The following is a 17,237-nucleotide window of genomic DNA, read 5'->3' on the forward strand; positions in this document are numbered from 1 at the left end:
CCAATCGTGATCGCGGTCACAGTCCGCCCGGCACGCTCTTGCCACAACGCCTCATCGCTCGGTGACCCATCACCCTGATGAGGAGGCGTCCATGGCTCTGACAGCTGCGCAGATCACCACGGCGTTCGAGAACGTCCTCCAGCGCGCGGCGAGCGCCGACGACGTGAACGCGTTCACGGCCGCCTCGCAATCCGGCTTCTTCACCGACGCGCAGATCTACGACTCGATCGTGAATTCGCCGGAGGCCAACGGCAACGTCGATCCGATCGTGCGCCTCTACCAAGGCGCGTTCGGCCGCGTGCCGGACAAGGGCGGGCTGCACTTCAACGTCGGCGCCTTCGAGGCGTCCGGGCAGAACCTCAAGGCGATCGCCGAGACCTTCACGCACGCGGCGGAATTCACGGCCCTGTACGGCGCCGCCGAGACCGTCACCGAGAACTACCTCCAATCGCTCTACGCGAACGTGCTCGGCCGGAGCGCCTCGGCCGTCGAGCTGCATTCCTGGCTCGAGGCAGCCAACACGCCGGGCTCCGGCGTCGCGTCGCGCGCCGACGTGCTCAACGGCTTTGCGCAATCGGTCGAGTTCATCGCCCGCTCAGATGCCGCGGTGAACGACTTTCTGTTCAAGGCGGCGCAGGGACAGGACATGTACGGGGCCCACCCGCTCCTCGGCGGTTCCGAGCACTTCTTCACCCTCACGGGCGGCGCAGACACGCTGTCCGGCACGGGCGGCAACGACACCTACAACGCCGTCGTCAGCGCCGGCTTCGACGCGACCCTAACCGCGGGCGACGCGATCCAGGACCAGGGCGGCTCCGACACCCTGAACCTGATTGTTCACAGCAGCGGCAGCAGGGCGCTGGTGAACGTCGCCGGGGTGGAGACGATCAACCTCGACACCTCGGTCAGCTCAGGAGGTGCCGCCCTGGCTGTGCCCCTGAACGCTGCGGCCGCCACGACCCTCACGGTCAGAGGCAGCCACGGCGTGAATTTCGACGAAAGCAGCCTGCCCAATGTGACCACGTTCGATGCGTCCGGCGTCACCGGTACGGGGGCGGCCGGCGCCGTCCGCTTCGATGGGTCGGCGCATCACGATGTGGCGCAAAGTCTGACGATCAAGGGTGGAGCGGGTAATGACGCGTTCGCCGGCGGCTATGGAGCCGATACGTTCACCGGCGGGGCGGGCAACGATGTGTTCGTGTTCGGCGAGCTCAATCAGTCGACGGCGGCCCACATGGACACGATTACCGACTTCCACCCCAACACGATCGGCACGCCGGGAGCGCCGGCCAACCAGGGCGCCGGCCAGCTCACGGCCGCCTACAATGGCGACGTGCTCGACTTCACAGGGCTGTTCACCGGCAAGGCGAGCGCAATTCAGCTACGTGCCGTGTCGAGTGAGGGGGCCGCTCTGGAGGTCATGAGAGCTGATGTCGAGTTGGGGCACTCGAACACCGCCTTCACTGTCTTCGACAAGTCGCACAGCAACCTCTACGTGGATGTCGATGTCAACGGCGCGGCCGACGCGATCATCCATCTGGCGGACGTCACCACCATCACCGAGGCCGCCTTCCGCTTCCACGGCGGCGACTACGGTGGGAGTGTGCTGTGATGTCCGAGCCGTCCGGAGCGCGGGCTTGTCCAGCGTCTCAGACCCTACTGGAATGAGCACGAGGCTTGCGCATGTTTTATGTCGTCATTTGAAGCATATGACTGCTAAAAATCTGAAAGTTTACAGAAACGCCCTTCGTTACGCTCTCCCGGTGTGCTGAAATTGCTATCAAAACCCACATGGAGAAATGCGCTATGCCAGCCATTACCGGCACAAGCTCTTCTGAGGTCCTGAACGGCACTAGGTTCAACGACAAGATCAGTGGTCTTGGTGGAAACGATAAGATCAATGGCGGCGTCGGCAACGATCACCTCGACGGCGGCAAGGGTAACGATCACCTCGATGGCGGCAAGGGCAACGACTACCTCTCCGGAGGGGCGGGCAGGGATCACCTTGACGGTGGGATCGGCAATGACCGCCTCCACGGTGGGAGCGGCAATGATCGCCTCGACGGTGGAGGGGGTAACGACTACCTCCACGGCGATGGCGGTAACGACTACCTTCACGGCGGGGCCGGTAACGACAAGCTTTATGGTGGTGCCGGTAACGACAAGCTGTATGGCGACAAGGGCATCGACCTCCTCGACGGTGGCAAGGGCAATGACCTCCTCGACGGCGGAGCCGGTAATGACACCCTCAAGGGCGGGCTCGGCAACGATACGCTCAAGGGCGGCGCAGGCGTCGACCATCTCTACGGGGGTGATGGCGCGGACACCTACTACTTCGGCAAGACCGATACTGGGGACGCCCACCAGAGCAAGGCCGACACGATCCACGACTTCTCGGCCAACGACACGATCAAGATGGAAGGGCACTACGACTACGCCGCCGGCGGGAACGCGGCGGTGGGCCAGTATAGCGTGACGGGAAGCGGCTCCGAGTGGACCGTGTCCTTCCACGGGGCCGATGGGTACCACGACATCCACGTCGATGGCGCGGATCCGACCGGGCACATCGCCTTCGTGTGAGACCCGCCGCTCGGCCCAATCTCGGACTGGCTCGCCGGGGAAACCCGGCGCGCCCTTTCGCTTTCACAGCAGCGAGCAGGGGTCACTCCCGGCTAGTGTCGTTCCAATAGGGCTTGCCCCAGCGGAACGTTCCAGATCAGCCGAGAGCACGCTTCAACCGAGCGGTCTGGAGCGTGAGCTTGCCCGGCATCTCAGAACCTACTGGAACGATCATGCACTTGGCGCAGGTCTCGGCTTGTTCGTTGGGGTATGCCCCAGCAGACACATTGAAAGCGGGTCAAAAGCGCGTCCGCTAGGGCACCTTTAGTTCAACGGACGCATCGATTTGCGTGCACCAGCCCAGCGGACATCGATGTGAACCATCGGTCATGTGGCGCCCGTACCGATCACCGCGTGGCCTCGAAGCATAAGGCGCATCTGAGGCCGCGGATGTCCGTAGCTCGTCATCTCAATGCCTCCGCGAGATTCCTTTTGACTGAAAGCAGCGCCGTCGCCGCCGAGATTGCTGAAGCGATGTTGACGAGCTTGCCTCTGGCAGCTGTGCCCACTGGGGAGATGACCTTCCTCACGTGCGCCGGGGGACCATTTCGGGCTGCTGTGAGACACCCCCGTGAGTCACGCGGAGGTCCGCTTCCGCTGCTCTGGTGCCGAAAGCAGACCAGCGGATTTCGGCCCTACAACAGTCATTTGGATCGGTAAGCGCTGATAACATGCAACAGACGTTTGGAGGGATATCCTCGAGCCACACACAGGGTCAGCGAACTCGACATCGAGGTTGCCCTGCCTGCCACTCGACTGCCGAGACAACGTTTAAATCACTCAACAGCAGTAATAACTAGCACGACAGAGTCCCGCGCGGTCTAATCAGTACTCGTCGGCTCGCATAACGGTGAGCACACGTATTGTGACGCCTGGATCGGTGGGGTCTGGTGAATAGCTGCGCATCGTGCGGTCGTAGGCGTCGATCTTCCAAAACCAACGCTCGCCTGCGGCCTCGACAGCCCCGAAATCGCGCTCGCCCCGAGGATCGTTGCCGGCGTGGAAGCGCTCGAAGCGGCGCACCGCCCGGATCAGGGCCATGCGATCTGGTTCGGAGAGGGCAAGCACAGCCGCTGTCTCGACCACGATGCCGCCGATGAAGCTGCGCCGGAAAGCATCGTTGAACGTGCGGATCGTCACCGAACGCGCCGGCTCGACTCGCCGCTTGGCGGCCGTGTCGAAGAAGACGACGTTGCTCATACCTCGCCCCTCTCCGCTGCGGAGTTGGGCTTGAGCAGGATTGACTCGCCGCTCGCTGATCGGGCGCTACGCAGCCGTTCGGTCCGCCAATCCGCGGGTGAGCCTGATTGGCCAACTGACTTCGCCAGTCCCCGCGGCAAATTCCTGGGACCCGCAAGCTTCGTCTGGATCAAGCACGCACAGATCGCCACAGATCGGCTCGTGAGTTTCGTTCCCAGCTACGCTGGCAGGGGTGAGATCGAGCAGCGGGCGTGTCGCGCAAACTGGAGATTGAGCGCAGCACACCCAGCCGCATGTCTGCCTGGACCGACAAGCGCCCGGCGCGTGGTCGATCCTCTTCAGTGCGCGTCGAAGGCTGAAGTCCCCAGTGGCTCTGCTTTGATCGTGAGAGCGTAGGTGTCAATGTGAGCAGCCGGCTGTGCTTCGCTCACTGGTGGCTTTGTGAGCATCGTCATCGTGAAAGCGGCGGCCGCTAGAGCGAATGCCGCTGCGAATATGGATGTCTTTCGCATGGATGCCTCCATCGGCAGGCTGGCACATCGAACACGGCAATGCGGCAGCCGGTCGTATTCAGGAGACCTGCGGAAGCCCTCGTTTATTCACGGGCCGACAACTTTTTTCGCCACGAGGGCGGTCGGAGCTGCCGTCAGCATGACGGTTCTCAGCGCCACAGGGTGGCGAACTCACCGAGTTCCTTGGGGTTTAGGTCGGACACGGCCCAGAACGCCATGCCGTTCCCCTGCCAACGCACGTAGTTGTAGCCATCGCGCGCGCCGGCTCCGCTGGCGTAATCCTCCTCGCCTGCGGGCCAGATGAAGAGGTCGATCACGTGCTGGCGGCGCTTGTAGACGAGGGCCGCCGCCGGGTTGCCCGGCAAGTAATCGAGACGTCCGCCCACGAGTGGAAAGCCGTCACCTGCGAGATCCTTGACGGGTGGAGCGAAGGGCAGACGTCCCCCGAACCACGGCTTGACCGTGTGCTGTTCGCTCGAGACCACGTCCGTCAGGTGATTGGGCTGGAGCGCCCGGATGTGCGCAGCCACGATCCAATCCGGCATCGTGTCGCCTCGGGGCAGGACGGCAAACACCGCCAAGCTTGCGGCAAGCGCTAGGCCCGTGGCGCCCAAGGTTGGGCGCCAATGCCTCGCCGCGAGGCCGTAATGGGCAGAACTACCTGCAATCTTCGCTCGGACCGCAGCCCGCAACGGTGCGGGCGCAGGGTGACGCGGCATCGCCCGCACCCGTGATGACAAGTCGAGAAGGCGCGTCTGCATGCGCGTGCAGGCTGGGCAGGCGTCCAGGTGTGCGGCGACCCGCGCGGCCTCGGCCGGTTCCAGTTCGCCGTCGACGTCGGCCTGGATCAGGAGATGCATGACCTCGCAAGGCTCAGGACTCATGATCGTCCTCCTGGACGGCCGAACCAAACAGCATCTGCCGGGCACGCCACAAGCGGGACATCACCGTACCGACCGGCACACCCGTGACCTGCGCGATCTCCTTGTAGGAGAGCTCCTCCAGTTCCTTGAGCACGAGGCACTCGCGCAGCTCCGGCGGCAGCGCAGCGAGGACCTTCGCTAGGCGCTCCGCGTCCTGCACGCTGGAGAGCGCGGCCTCTGGGCTCGCTCCCGGGTCGGGGATGCTCAGGACCACTTCGTCTGCACCGTCCCGCGTGTCCAAGTGCCGGAGCACCCGCTGACGGTCTGCGAGCGCTGAATGGGCAGTGTTGCGCACGATGCGCATGAGCCAAGCGCGCGCGTCGCCCCCGCGGAACGAAGCGAAGTAGGTCAGGCCTCGGACCACTGCGTCCTGCACAACATCGTCCGCCAGGTGCGTGTCGCGCACAATCCAACGCGCGAGGTTGTAGGCCGCGTCGAGATTGGGGAGCACGACCTGTTCGAAGCTCGCTCGGCTGTCCTCCGGGGACGCCGCAGACTCCGGAGGTCGACGCCATCTCACGCCTGCACCTCAGCCGAAAACCAGATGAAGCAAGCTGACGACACGCACAGCGAAACCTCCGACGCTCCGAGGTCGGTGCCTTCCTGAGTGCCTGAGCATACCGAGCGGAGCCGCCAAGCCAAGCACCTGGTTGAAGCCGCAGCAGAGCTGACAAGGCTCCTGTTGTCGTCTCATGCCACATCTCGGCCTGTCTCTCTCGCCAGGCGCTCGGAACGGATCGTCAACCTGCGCACTCGGGTCCATTTGAGGCAAAGACCAAGTGCGAGAAGCATTTATTCACGGCGTGCTTAGGGAGGCTCGACGCAGGGCGTTCGCCTGAATCATACTTGTCTACCAGAAAGCGCCAAGGGCTTGAGATCAGCCAGTCGATAGGACGCAGCAAGGCGCAATGCCTTCTCGGCGCAGAACGGTGAAATCAGTGACATCTGCCCGATCAGCTACGCGCCGCAACACGCAGTGGGTTAATCAAATCGGCGAAGCACTCGCGATGATGCTTTAGTCACGCCCAACTCCAGCGGTGCGGCGCCGGCCTTTCCGGGGCCGCACCGCTCGAAAACGGCCGCGCCGCCTTCAACGGTCTGCCCCCGTCGCGGCTTTCCTTCCGGTTTTCTCGAACGACCCAGGAACGAGCCATGCTGATACGCCTTGTGACATCCGTTGCGCTACTCGCGGGGGCGGCGAACGCCGCGCTCTCGGCCCCTATGTCCGCCGATGACAAGGCGGTGCTGCAGCAGCAATGCATGGGCGACTTCACCACCTTCTGCGCGGGTCTCCCGCCCGAGGACGGTCCGGAGACGCAGGCCTGTTTCGAGAAAAACATGTCGTAGCTGTCGCCTGGATGTCAGAGTGCCATCAAGAGCTACAAGCAGAACAAGAAGGGCTGAACGCCTACAACAGTGCGCAGGCTCGGGGCACCCGCAGTGCCAGCGCCGCGGGGAACCATCAAGATGTTTGGTGGCAAGACCACGCCGGTTTGATGCGTTGTCAGAAGCTGCTGCGACCTGAACTCCTCTGGGCATCCGCTTCCGACGGAGTTGCGGACGCCCGTGGCTGCAACCGCAAAGTCTGCACGGTGTCACTCCGGGGCCTTCACCTTGCCACCGCAGAATGTCCGGTTATCGACATCTTGCACCCCGGAACGGACAGGCCGCAATCGGCCGATTGTGTTGAAAAACTCCGTTTGCCCCCCTTTCGAGGACATCAACCTACAACACCTGGGTTCGTATCGAGCGACAAATACTAGCTATAGAGGACTTTGATCGCGCCGCGGAGTTTTTCAACACAATCGGCCACCATCGGTCATCCGAGGCACTGATGCGAACTGCTCGGAAGCAGACGCTCCGAGGGTCGGCTACCGGTCACACTTTCGCATCGGCTCCATAGCCGGCAGATGCCGGCCTGCAGGCGCGCTGTTGGCCGCAAGCTTTGCCGTCATTGGGGACGCGAAACACGCTGCGCACTCCGATGCCCAACTCCTTGGCAATCGCGGCCTTCTTCATGTCACGCGCTACCAGTTCCTGAACCTGATCGGCCTTGCGCGGCAGTGGGTGCCCGCCCTCTTGTACTTCCCAGTTCCCAGATCCGGCCTTCTGCCTACCCATGGCCGATACCATGAAGTAGCCTTCTATCTAGCCTGGTCCAAGATGCCGGTCCGGCCAGATCTTTGGCGCACTGCCGACGATCCATAACGCGGAGGTAGATCCTTCACTTGAGCGAGCGCCTGCAGATGATGGAACGTCGATCGGCCGCCGTCGACCTCGTGCGTGCCCTTCGCCCGGCAGCGCCTTTGCCTTTGGCCCTCGTGATGGTGTTGACGCTCGCGATATGTGACGTCACCGCCCAACAAGCCGACACGCGCAGCGAGACCAACTACGCCGTCCCCGATCTCGGCTCGCTGCCCGACGACGCACAGGGCCGGCTTGTCCGGCGCGGGCGGGATCTCGTCACAGCAACCTACGCCCATATCGGCCCGGAAGTTTCGGACCCGGCCAAGCGATACGCTGGCAACAATCTCGCGTGCCGCAACTGCCACCTGGATGCCGGGATTAAGCGCTTCGGCCTGCCGCTCTGGGGCGTGTCCGAGGAATATCCGCGTTACGATGCCGAGGTCGGACAAGACATCTCCATTGAGCAGCGCGTGAACGGCTGCATGAAGCGGAGCATGAACGGGCGCGCGATGCCGACGAACGCGCCGGAGATGAAGGCCATCGTGGCCTATCTCGGGTTCCTGTCGACGGGCGTGACCGCGGGCGCGCCATTGACCGGAAAGGGTGCTGGCAACATGCCTGAGCTTGATCGCGCCGCCGATCCCGCGCGGGGACGTCTGATCTACGCGGCAACTTGCGCCCTGTGTCACGGCTTGGATGGCGGTGGCATCCGCCAGGGTCTACCCTCGATGGCCGAGGGCTTCGCATTTCCGCCCCTTTGGGGACCGCAGAGCTTCAACGATGGGGCCGGCATGAACCGGCTGATCACTGCGGCGAATTTTATTCACGCCAACATGCCGGATGGGACGAGCTACGATCATCCGCAACTCTCCGTCGAGGAGGCCTGGGACGTTGCAGCCTTCGTGGTGGCGCAGCCACGGCCGCAGAAGGCCGATTTGGCGTTGGATTTTCCCGATCGTGCGACCAAGCCCGTCGACACGCCTTACGGCCCATACCTCGACGGATACTCCGAGCAGCAGCACAAGTTCGGACCGTTCGGACCCATTCGCGAGGCGTTGAAGCTGCTGCAAGCTGAAACGGCTTATCCTCAAACTCTCCAGCGTTGATCCTACTCCTCAGTCATTTGAATTGCAGAGCCGGGACTGATTGTCTTGCGCGCCGAGCTGGGTTGAATGATACAGGATTGGTTTTTGTGGCGCGGAATCTCTATCCGGTTTCCAGATCTCCATGACTATGTTTCATAATTTCTGCGGAGCAGATACGTATATATTGCATTTCACACAAATAAACTCGAGGTGTGATTGGGCCGAAATGAGCGAGAGCTCCCGGGCGTCTGTCGCCAGAAATGCGACTATTCTTGACAACGCATCGCAGGCTGCGGTCCGAGCATTCAGGTTCATCTTCTGCAGCATCGCGCCACGTGTCATAATCAGCTCCACCGGAAACTCTCGCCGTTCCGGTAATGTTTCTTGACGCACCTTCGGTGGGCGGGGCGCAAATTTGATGGCGCTCACGGATCTTTAGTCTACTCTATGTTCGAAGGGTCGCGTCCCTGACATCTATTACGTCCCTCTTAAAGGCGAGATGCTCCATGTCAGACAGGTTATCCCGACGCGGCATCCTGACAGCTGGCACCGCCTTCGGATTTGCAGGCATGGCCACCTCGGCCCGGGCCGCGAGCTTTGGCAACCCTGATGAGCCGCCTCAGGGAACGATCAACATCACCAGACCCGCCGACCTCACCATCCCAGGTCCGCACAGCGACGCGATTTCAGGGCAGTTTCCGACCTCTCTCAGTCCGCCCGCTACTGACGTCGGCTCGCTGCCGCAGTTTTGGGCCTCGTTCAACAACGCGCAGCGACGCATCCAAAACGGCGGCTGGGCGCGCCAGGTCACGCAGGAGAACTTCCCGATCTCCACGACGATCTCTGGGGTCGACATGCGCCTCGGAGCTGGCGCGATCCGCGAGATGCACTGGCATCAGGCTGCCGAATGGGCCTACGTGACTTATGGCTCCTGCCGCATCACCGTCCTTGATCCGCAAGGCCGCGCGTCCGTAGCCGACGTGAAGGCAGGTGACCTCTGGTACTTCCCGGCCGGCTACCCGCATTCCCTTCAGGGCCTCGGCCCGGACGGCACGCAGTTCCTGCTCTGCTTCGACGACGGTAAGCAGTCCGAGTACAGCACGCTGCTGGTCAACGAGTGGTTCGCCCACACGCCGCCTGACGTGCTCGCGCTCAACTTCGGCGTGCCGGCCGAAACGTTCAAGAACATCCCATTGCACGACCTCTACATCTTCCCAAGCGATCTGCCGCAGTCGCTCGCGGCCGACCAGAAGCAGGTCGAGAACCCGCTCGGGCCGCCGCCCAACCCGTTCGTCTTCACGCTCGCCGATGGCCCCGCGACCAAGCAGACCAAGGGCGGCAAGGTCCAGATCGCCGACAGTACCAACTTCAAGGTAGCGACCACGATAGCGGCTGCGCTCGTGACCGTTCATCCCAGCGGCATGCGCGAGATGCACTGGCACCCGAACGCCGACGAATGGCAGTACTACATCAAGGGCACGGCGCAGATGGGCGTTTTCCAGACCGGCCCGAACGCGGTGACTACAAATTTCAACCCGGGCGACGTCGGTTATATCAAGCGCAATCTCGGCCACTACATCAAGAACGTCGGCAGCGACGACCTCGTCTTCCTAGAAGTGTTCCGCGCGCCTGAATATCAGGACGTAGCGCTATCAGACTGGCTCACGCACACGCCCACCCAGATGGTTACGGCCCATCTCAACGTGCCGGCTGATACGATCGCCAAGTTCACGAAGGCCAGCGTGGGAGTCGTGCCGGTTTGAACTGGCCGATCAACCGCCGGCCATGTCTGCGGCAGTCCAGCCTTACTACGCATTATCGGCACATCATCGACGGCCTCGGCACGTTGGCGCGTGTGACCGTGACAAGGCCTGGCTGGCCCGTTTCACGCCGCGACGCCGGCCGCTTCCCATCAGGCCTCGAACGCTCCGGCTCGGAAGATCCGGTGGGCTCAAGCGGAGACGAAGTGGCGAGGAACGGTGAAGGTGTTGGAGGCGGCGTTCAGAAACAAAGAGGACTCGGCAACACCGCCCCGAGCGGCCGATCACGTCGCTTAGCGGCGAGCGAGGCTTGCAAGCGCGTCGTTGAGCATGCGGTCGATTTCACCGCGGGCCTTAAGGTTGGACGGCAGTCACGGGCTGCATTCAATCCCGATCGCATCGCGGCCCGTGCCCCCGCTCCATACATGCGCTTACGCGAAGAGAGGCGTGCTGATGATGAGAATTGCGCGACCTCGCGCATGTCCTGCTCGCCTTAGCTCGACCTTGGTAGTTCAGAAGGCCGGTTGTCCCGGTTGGGATGCCGGCTATCCTTGAGCGCCAAGGCGATCACACTGCAGGCGCTTGCGCATTCCGTTGTAAGGATTCTCGATGCGCTTCGCTTTAGTGATCGCATTCCTTCTCACGATCGTATCGGTCCCTGTCCCCGCCGAGCCGGCTCGTCAGGTGCTCTGGATCGCCCTGCAGACCTGCATCCTTGCTAAGAAAGCCACCGGCCGCACATTTCCTTGCCTTGCAGTCGACCTCGGCAGCGCAGATCGGTCAGGCACGGCTGTTCTGAGAGCACCAGGGCAGCCGACCCATACCGTCGTGATGCCGACCGAGCGCGTCGTGGGGCTTGAGGCGCCTGAGTTGCAGCATGCGAGCGGCATTGCCTACTGGCGCGCTGCGCTGGCGGCCCGGCACTTCGTCACCGATGCCCTGAAAGGTGCGATACCATCCGAGGATGTGGGCCTAGCAGTGAACTCGGAGGGCGGCCGCAGCCAAGATCAGCTGCACATCCACCTCGACTGCGTGAAATCAAGCGTCCGGGCAGCGCTGCGAGTTTACGCGCCCAGCATACACGAGAGCTGGGCTCCGATGCCGATTGCTCTTCAAGGCAGCCGCTTCTTCGCGATGCGGTTCAAGGCAGCTGACGTTGAGAGCTTCAACCCATTTGCTGCACTCGCGCGCCTGCCGGGCCGGCGGCCTAATCTGCTTCAAACCAGCTTCGGGGCGATCAGCACGCCTGCCGATGACCCGGAGAGGGGCTTCTCCCTGTTGGCCTATCGGGCCCCGAACGCCAATGCTGAGATGCTGCTGGACCATTCATGCTCGACCGTCGCTAAGGCTGCCGCCCGTTGAACATCGAGGAGTGCCGGGCGGACGGCGCAGCGGGCAGTCAGCCGGGCGGATTGATTTCGGTGCCTACGCGAAGGGAGAGGTGCAGATTATGCGATCGTGCTGGGCTTACGTGGCGCCGCGCCTTACCGCGGTCTCGCGGCCCGCATGTAGTCCTCGGCTCCCGCCTGAGCACGCAACCGGATCGCCTGCACACGATGGTGCCGGGCTTGGTCGAGAAGCCCATCTGCGGTCTCCGGCCAGCCTTCCTGCCGGTGAGCGTGAGCCGCTGCGGTGAGCTCGTCCGCCATCGCCTCAGCCAGGGAGGCGACGACGATGCGATTGGCAGACGCGATCTTCACAGGAGCCTCAAGGATCATGAGCCACGGGCATCCGCAGCCTCTAGGCCGCTTATGGCTCAGCGGCCGCGGGGCTGCCGTGATGAACGTCACGCCGGCGAGCTGGAGGCGCGCAAACCTTCAAGGACCTCCGACGCGCACGTCCCAGCCAGGAGATCTCGCGCCTGGGGCTGCACGCGTTTCTCGCTTGCCAGGGCGGTCGAGGCATCCAGATATGGCCGCTCGAGACGGCGAGGATACCGACTATGAGTACCGGCACTGTGAAGTGGTTCAACGAGACCAAGGGCTACGGCTTCATCCAGCCAGATGACGGCGGCAAGGACGTGTTCGTCCATATCTCGGCGGTCGAGCGCGCGGGTCTGCGCACCCTCGCTGAGGGCCAGACGGTCTCCTATGACGTGGAGGCTGACCGGCGGTCGGGAAAGGAGAGCGCGGCGAACCTGAAGGCCGGGTAAGCGGCGCCCGTGGGCGTGACCTGACCGGTAATTTGGGCCGAGCCACTTGCGAGGCTACTGCATGGTAGCGGCCATGGGTAGGCGGAAGGCCAGATCCGGGAAGCTGACGGGTGCGGGTGACCGGTAGCCCAAGGACGAGTGCGGCCGGACGCGATGTAGGTGTTTTGCCAGATGCCAATCACAGCCTGTGCCTCCTTCAGCGAGGAGAAGATCTCCTGGCGTAGGCACTCGCCGTTCGTAGCTCTGCTCGGAGATGCCCGCCTCTTTGCACGCAATGGCGATGGTCTTGCCCTGAGCTGGCTGCACCTCGATCTGGCGCAGCGTCAGCACCACCTGCTCGGCACTCGGCCTCTGTCCTCTCCTCATTTCCAGCTCCTCCGGTCCTGGCTGATGCTCGCAAGCAGCCCGGTCCAAAGCCAGCCGGTCAGGTCACGTCCACATCTGCAATCTCTACGGCCTCAACAAGAGTCAAGACGCGATCCGGCCCGCCTTCGGCATCACGCACGATCAGACCGGCAACCTACCGCCGCTGCCTGGGATTTTCCCCGACCAGATGGCGATGCCTTGAACAATCCTGCCTGGGATCGAGCGCTCAGACAGTCTCTGAGTGGACGTGATCTGGGCGACAAGTTCCGCGTTGATGTGTAGTCGGCCCATTAGCCCTCGGCCGATGCTCGGGCGTCTCAGGAGGCACGGCCGTGCACATCAAGGATGTTTCCGACATGGTTGCCAGTGGCGACCTCAACGAAATCGAGCGCGCCTTTCGCGCCCTCGTCGCGTACCCCTCAGATGAGGAGGTCTCAGGCGCAAGTTCGAAGAGCCTGCTGCACGCGTTGGACACCGTCAGTCAGGCGCTGCTCACCGACTTCAACAGCATGCCACCGCAAACCTGCGCGGCCCTTCGTGTGCACGTCGGCTCGACCTACCGAGAGGGTGCTGGTGATTTCAAGGCGCATCATGCTTGGTGGCATGGCCGTCTCAACGCAGTGTGCGGCGGCCATTGAAGGTCAAGGATGCCTTCCGTTCAGCTTGGAGAAGGCTCGACTACAGACCTAAGCATATGCTGCGTTGCAGATTGTTTCTGGTTGCCCGATGTTTTCTGACTGAGCGCTCTTGATCTGCTTGCCAAAATGATGATCTACGCTGCGTGAGGGTGCGCGAACCATGGACTTGAAACGTGACAGAAGAAACGCAGGGGCAGAGCCCCAACTTCGTTGAACTCGCAGCCGACATCGTCTCGGCCTACGTGTCCAACAACTCTCTGCCGATCGCCGAACTGCCGGCTCTGCTCGCTGGCGTGCACACGGCACTGAACGGCCTCACGAGCGGCGCGTCGCAGGTCGCTGAGGAAGTGGTCGAGAAGGCGACGCCGGCGCAGGTTCGCAAGTCGATCACGCCGGACTTGCTGATCTCGTTCATCGACGGCAAGCCTTACAAGACGCTCAAGCGCCACCTCTCGACGCACGGGCTCGATCCGCACACCTACCGCCAGCGCTACGGCCTGCCGAGCGACTACCCGATTGTCGCGGCCAGCTACGCCGCGCAGCGTTCCGAACTCGCCAAGGCGATTGGCCTCGGTCGCCCGGGCGCTCGCGCTACCGAGGAAGAGGCTGCGGAAGCTCCGAAGGGCCGCGGGCGTCGCAAGGCCGCCTGACGCGCCTCAGTGCGTCACGGCGTCGAGCCAGGACGACACCGGATCGACAACGTAGCCGAGGACGGAGGCGGCCCACGCTTTCGCTCGCGCCGTGAGGGTTCGGCCCTCGCGCCGCGCCGCCTTCTCCTCGGCTGCCTGCGCTTCCAAGATGGCGGCTACGTAGGCGTCCTCGTGCTCTTTGCACGCGTCGAGTGCGCTGAGCTGAGAGGCTGCTTTGCTTTGGCTGGAGCGCTCGCGATCGTAGACATCGCGGACGCAGCCATGCCAGCGCGACTCAAGACTGCTCAGGCCAGCTGTTGCCTTCTCGTCTGCCGCTGAAGGCAACCAAGCCACGAGCAGGACGAGAAGGGAGAGCATCAGCCGCATGCCGCCTTATCGCCCAAGCAGCCAAGCTTGGATAGAACGAAACGGCAACACCCGCTTGGCAATGTGCCGAACGGCGGGTGCTATTTCGGCTTCAGGATTGAGCCGTCGGGCACTGCGCTGTGGCAGGCGAGCTCTTGTCCGCTTGGCTGCTTCGCTAAGCTCCGGTCGAGCTCGCGCATGAGCCAGCGCTTCACACGTAGTTTCTGAGACCGCGTCATCGCTGCCTCCGATGGAGAACTACATCGTCAGAGCCTCTGGTTAACGAGTAGTTAACAGCGCAAATCATGTCATCACTGTGGTTGATTTTGCTGCGTCTGTTGCAGATTTAGGCGATAGTTCGGAAGCGCACGGCTGGCGGCTTCTCGGCCAACATAGATCAACTTCCGCTGGTAGCGCTCAACCCCGCATCGAACCGTTAGCAGCTACACGGCACCGGAGCTGCGCGACACCGCCGAGCATGCCGACTGGCGGCGCGCTGAGGGCTTCATCGGGCTGCCCGGCTCAGTGGATCTCAGCAGCCTTGCCCGTGATGTTTAACCATCAGGTCAATGGTCGGCTCTGGGGTGGAACTGCGCAATCGATGTGGACGGCAAAAACGCGGTGGCCCCATATGACGAGAGCCACACCGGCATCACAGAGCGAGCAACTTCCCTACCGCAGTAGTCAGGGTGTTGCCCCAAGTGATCCCGAGCGCCGCCGCAAAGGCGGGCAGAGCCCAGATGAGCGTGGCCCGCAGGTCAGGCCCGCTGCCGATCCGGCTGGCGTTCCAGATGTCATGAAGGGCGGCGTCGCGCTGGTCTGTCAAAGGTTGATTCTCTTCCACGCCGCTCGGCTGAATGCGTCTCCTCAGCACTTACTGTCTAGATGCAGGGCGCTGCAGGAAGCGGTGCGGAATCTCACGCCGGGCCGGATCTGTTCGGCGAGGCGCGGCGTCATGCTTCCGGATCGGCCTGCGATCCCTGCCGCGCGGTCAGGCAAGGCCGGCCCGACGATCGGTTCACGCGGGGGCGGCCGCCTCCCACTCGCGGTCCCATTTGGCGAGCATTGCGGCGCGGTTCGCCTGCGCTCGTCGCGCCGCGGCCTCCGGCGTCTCGGCGAGTTCTGGTGCAGCCGGCTGCCAGACCTCCCTGCCCTCTCCGAAGATCTTGGCGAGCTCTGCGACGAGGCGATCGAGGTCGGAGGACGTCAGCACGCTGGTGCGGAGAAGTTCGAGACGCGCGCCGTCGTGCAGCATCGCGCTCGGTCCCGGCGGGTCGCGGCGAGCGCGTAGAGCGGCGGACCGAACTAGCTGTCGGAGAAGCCCGGTCCGCCGTGCCGTGGCTCTGGGGGAGGCGCCGCGACGCCTCACGATTGCGCGGAAGGGTTAGCGGGCGCTTAAGGCAGCGGGCCGAGCGTTGCGATCGGGGTTGGCTCGGCCCGCTGCACCGCGCAGGGTTCAGAGGAGGAATCGCCGGTGCGGTTCCTGAGCGTCCCGCTGGCGGGTTAACGAAATCTTAAGGCAGCAGGCCGGGTGTGGTTCGGATGGCCCCGGCCCGCTGGTCTCCCCACCGTCGGCGTGAAAGCGGTTCGACGCGCAACCGTAGCAGTAATTTCGATCTGGGCCGAACCACTCGAAAGCCAGTCTCAACCCGGCTTCAGAGTGGTCCTCAAACTCAGGGCCTGACCCGCGCCCGGCCATCATGAGCCGGGCGCACGATAATCGCCCTTCTCGTGCACCCGAACGAGGTTTTCCGAGCATGTCCGGAGGCACCAATATCGTGTGTCCGGAGGCGGGCGTCGCGACCCAGCCCGATGCGCTCGACACCGCTGCGGCTGGGTTCGCGGCTGCCTCGAAGTCGGCAGCCACCCGCCGGGCCTACGCCGCCGACTCGGGCGACTTCGCCGGCTGGTGTGTCGACGAGGGTGTCGACACTCTTTCCGCCACAGGCCGCACGGTCGGGCGCTACCTGACCCACCTCGCCGGCCTCGGCCGGTCCGTCTCGACGATCGATCGCCGGGCCGCCGTGCACCGCGCCGCTGGCCACACGGCGCCGACGGCGCTCGAAGAGGTCCGGTCGATCCTGACCGGCATCCGCAACACGCTGGGCCGCCGGCCCGAGAAGAAGCAGGCCCTCACGGCCGACCTGGTCGCGAAGGTGGTCAAGCGGATCCGCGGCAAGGACCTCGCCAGTGTACGCGACCGCGCGCTGATCCTGCTCTGCTTCGGCGCGGCGCTCCGAGCTCGTCGCTCTCGACGTCGCCGAACTGGAGCGCCACCGCCGCGGCCTGCTCGTCCGGATCGGGCGCAGCAAGACCGACCCACACCTCGGCGTACCACCAGCCGAAGTTGTCGTTCAGATTCTAGTTCTGCCTTTGACGCGGCGCTCCCAGATGCCACCCTGGATGGTTCTGGCCTCCGCCGGAACTGCGAGCACGACGAGCAGGAGCGCTGCCTTCTTCATCAATAGCCTCTCGTGGCTTTCAGGACAGAAACACCCTTGGTGACTGGCGCTCATCCTGAGCGTAGCACACGGCCTCGTGTGACGATTTAGAACGTTTGCACAATCACCACATAGCCTGGGCGATGTAAAATACCGATATCCTGCGCAAAATATGATAACAGCTTGCGCGCTCGACCATCTGCCTTAAGATGCCATAGAACCTTGTGAGTCATCGAAATTGTCTCTGATGTATTGGAAGCCAGTCGCCAAGGGGGTGGCAACGATGGTGCCGGGATTGTACCGGCTCCTTTCCGGCAGCAATGGCGGCGGCACGTCGTCGGCGAGCTACTGCTTCGGAA

General features: G+C 63.4%; 18 protein-coding genes and 3 pseudogenes. 11 read left to right on the forward strand and 10 right to left on the reverse strand.

All coding sequences use genetic code 11. From position 1 onward, the window contains the following. Nucleotides 1-91 precede the first annotated feature (91 nt). Nucleotides 92-1,612, forward strand: a complete 1,521-nt coding sequence (locus DK389_RS03110) for a DUF4214 domain-containing protein (protein ID WP_109887398.1) — start codon at nucleotides 92-94, stop codon at nucleotides 1,610-1,612. A gap of 194 nt (nucleotides 1,613-1,806) precedes the next feature. Next, the gene (locus DK389_RS35105) at nucleotides 1,807-2,580 is read left to right on the forward strand and encodes a calcium-binding protein (protein ID WP_269467329.1); all 774 of its coding nucleotides are present in this window, start codon (nucleotides 1,807-1,809) and stop codon (nucleotides 2,578-2,580) included. Between the two features lie 864 nt (nucleotides 2,581-3,444). Here the strand turns inward: DK389_RS35105 and DK389_RS03120 are convergent. The 3 genes from DK389_RS03120 to DK389_RS03135 form a co-directional block, all read right to left on the reverse strand. After that, on the reverse strand, nucleotides 3,445-3,819 hold the full coding sequence (locus DK389_RS03120) for a DUF3768 domain-containing protein (protein WP_109887400.1): 375 nt from the start codon (nucleotides 3,817-3,819) through the stop codon (nucleotides 3,445-3,447). Between the two features lie 661 nt (nucleotides 3,820-4,480). Further along, the gene (locus DK389_RS03130) at nucleotides 4,481-5,215 is read right to left on the reverse strand and encodes an anti-sigma factor family protein (RefSeq protein WP_109887402.1); all 735 of its coding nucleotides are present in this window, start codon (nucleotides 5,213-5,215) and stop codon (nucleotides 4,481-4,483) included. After that, nucleotides 5,205-5,774: a sigma-70 family RNA polymerase sigma factor gene (locus DK389_RS03135; protein WP_109887403.1), complete on the reverse strand. Its 570-nt coding sequence runs from the start codon at nucleotides 5,772-5,774 to the stop codon at nucleotides 5,205-5,207. The genes DK389_RS03130 and DK389_RS03135 overlap by 11 nt, the downstream gene beginning before the upstream one ends. A gap of 632 nt (nucleotides 5,775-6,406) precedes the next feature. Between DK389_RS03135 and DK389_RS03140 the strand changes: the two genes are divergently transcribed. Next, nucleotides 6,407-6,601: a hypothetical protein gene (locus tag DK389_RS03140; protein WP_109887404.1), complete on the forward strand. Its 195-nt coding sequence runs from the start codon at nucleotides 6,407-6,409 to the stop codon at nucleotides 6,599-6,601. A 531-nt stretch (nucleotides 6,602-7,132) separates the two neighbouring features. Here DK389_RS03140 and DK389_RS31950 read toward each other — a convergent pair. Beyond that, the gene (locus DK389_RS31950; RefSeq protein ID WP_162560466.1) at nucleotides 7,133-7,387 is read right to left on the reverse strand and encodes a hypothetical protein; all 255 of its coding nucleotides are present in this window, start codon (nucleotides 7,385-7,387) and stop codon (nucleotides 7,133-7,135) included. A gap of 95 nt (nucleotides 7,388-7,482) precedes the next feature. On the opposite strand from DK389_RS31950, the gene DK389_RS03145 reads away from it, so the two are divergent. From DK389_RS03145 to DK389_RS03155, 3 genes are all read left to right on the forward strand, one after another. Beyond that, entirely contained in the window at nucleotides 7,483-8,547 is a 1,065-nt protein-coding gene (locus DK389_RS03145) for a c-type cytochrome (protein WP_236960563.1), read from the forward strand. Between the two features lie 548 nt (nucleotides 8,548-9,095). Then, nucleotides 9,096-10,289, forward strand: coding sequence for a cupin domain-containing protein (locus DK389_RS03150; protein WP_236960565.1), 1,194 nt, complete (start codon nucleotides 9,096-9,098; stop codon nucleotides 10,287-10,289). A gap of 606 nt (nucleotides 10,290-10,895) precedes the next feature. After that, nucleotides 10,896-11,648, forward strand: a complete 753-nt coding sequence (locus DK389_RS03155) for a CDP-diacylglycerol diphosphatase (RefSeq protein WP_109887406.1) — start codon at nucleotides 10,896-10,898, stop codon at nucleotides 11,646-11,648. 122 nt (nucleotides 11,649-11,770) lie between these two features. On the opposite strand, the gene DK389_RS03160 is transcribed toward DK389_RS03155, so the two are convergent. Beyond that, the gene (locus tag DK389_RS03160; RefSeq protein ID WP_162560467.1) at nucleotides 11,771-11,986 is read right to left on the reverse strand and encodes a hypothetical protein; all 216 of its coding nucleotides are present in this window, start codon (nucleotides 11,984-11,986) and stop codon (nucleotides 11,771-11,773) included. Nucleotides 11,987-12,228: 242 nt separating this feature from the next. Here DK389_RS03160 and DK389_RS03165 point away from each other — a divergent pair, with 242 nt between their 5' ends. After that, nucleotides 12,229-12,438: a cold-shock protein gene (locus tag DK389_RS03165; RefSeq protein WP_109887408.1), complete on the forward strand. Its 210-nt coding sequence runs from the start codon at nucleotides 12,229-12,231 to the stop codon at nucleotides 12,436-12,438. A gap of 54 nt (nucleotides 12,439-12,492) precedes the next feature. Here the strand turns inward: DK389_RS03165 and DK389_RS03170 are convergent. Beyond that, nucleotides 12,493-12,668 (reverse strand): annotated as a pseudogene (locus tag DK389_RS03170) (integrase core domain-containing protein); the annotation flags it as partial. Nucleotide 12,669: 1 nt separating this feature from the next. Beyond that, a pseudogene (locus tag DK389_RS35450) lies at nucleotides 12,670-12,804 on the reverse strand (IS3 family transposase); the annotation flags it as partial. Between the two features lie 73 nt (nucleotides 12,805-12,877). Here DK389_RS35450 and DK389_RS33805 point away from each other — a divergent pair. The 3 genes and pseudogenes from DK389_RS33805 to DK389_RS03185 form a co-directional block, all read left to right on the forward strand. Further along, nucleotides 12,878-12,997, forward strand: a pseudogene (locus tag DK389_RS33805) (SOS response-associated peptidase); the annotation flags it as partial. A 139-nt stretch (nucleotides 12,998-13,136) separates the two neighbouring features. Then, on the forward strand, nucleotides 13,137-13,442 hold the full coding sequence (locus DK389_RS03180) for a hypothetical protein (RefSeq protein WP_109887409.1): 306 nt from the start codon (nucleotides 13,137-13,139) through the stop codon (nucleotides 13,440-13,442). A 173-nt stretch (nucleotides 13,443-13,615) separates the two neighbouring features. After that, nucleotides 13,616-14,092: a Ros/MucR family transcriptional regulator gene (locus DK389_RS03185; RefSeq protein ID WP_109887410.1), complete on the forward strand. Its 477-nt coding sequence runs from the start codon at nucleotides 13,616-13,618 to the stop codon at nucleotides 14,090-14,092. Nucleotides 14,093-14,098: 6 nt separating this feature from the next. On the opposite strand, the gene DK389_RS03190 is transcribed toward DK389_RS03185, so the two are convergent. The 3 genes from DK389_RS03190 to DK389_RS03195 form a co-directional block, all read right to left on the reverse strand. Beyond that, nucleotides 14,099-14,458 (reverse strand): hypothetical protein, encoded by a 360-nt coding sequence (locus DK389_RS03190; protein WP_109887411.1) that lies wholly within the window; start codon nucleotides 14,456-14,458, stop codon nucleotides 14,099-14,101. A gap of 631 nt (nucleotides 14,459-15,089) precedes the next feature. Next, a complete protein-coding gene (locus DK389_RS31955; RefSeq protein ID WP_162560468.1) occupies nucleotides 15,090-15,281 on the reverse strand; it encodes a hypothetical protein in 192 nt (63 codons plus the stop codon). Nucleotides 15,282-15,455: 174 nt separating this feature from the next. Next, nucleotides 15,456-15,692 (reverse strand): hypothetical protein, encoded by a 237-nt coding sequence (locus DK389_RS03195; protein WP_109887412.1) that lies wholly within the window; start codon nucleotides 15,690-15,692, stop codon nucleotides 15,456-15,458. Between the two features lie 502 nt (nucleotides 15,693-16,194). On the opposite strand from DK389_RS03195, the gene DK389_RS03200 reads away from it, so the two are divergent. Further along, nucleotides 16,195-16,905: a hypothetical protein gene (locus tag DK389_RS03200; protein ID WP_109887413.1), complete on the forward strand. Its 711-nt coding sequence runs from the start codon at nucleotides 16,195-16,197 to the stop codon at nucleotides 16,903-16,905. Nucleotides 16,906-17,237: the final 332 nt, after the last annotated feature.

It is taken from the genome of Methylobacterium durans, from assembly GCF_003173715.1.
GTDB lineage: Bacteria > Pseudomonadota > Alphaproteobacteria > Rhizobiales > Beijerinckiaceae > Methylobacterium > Methylobacterium durans.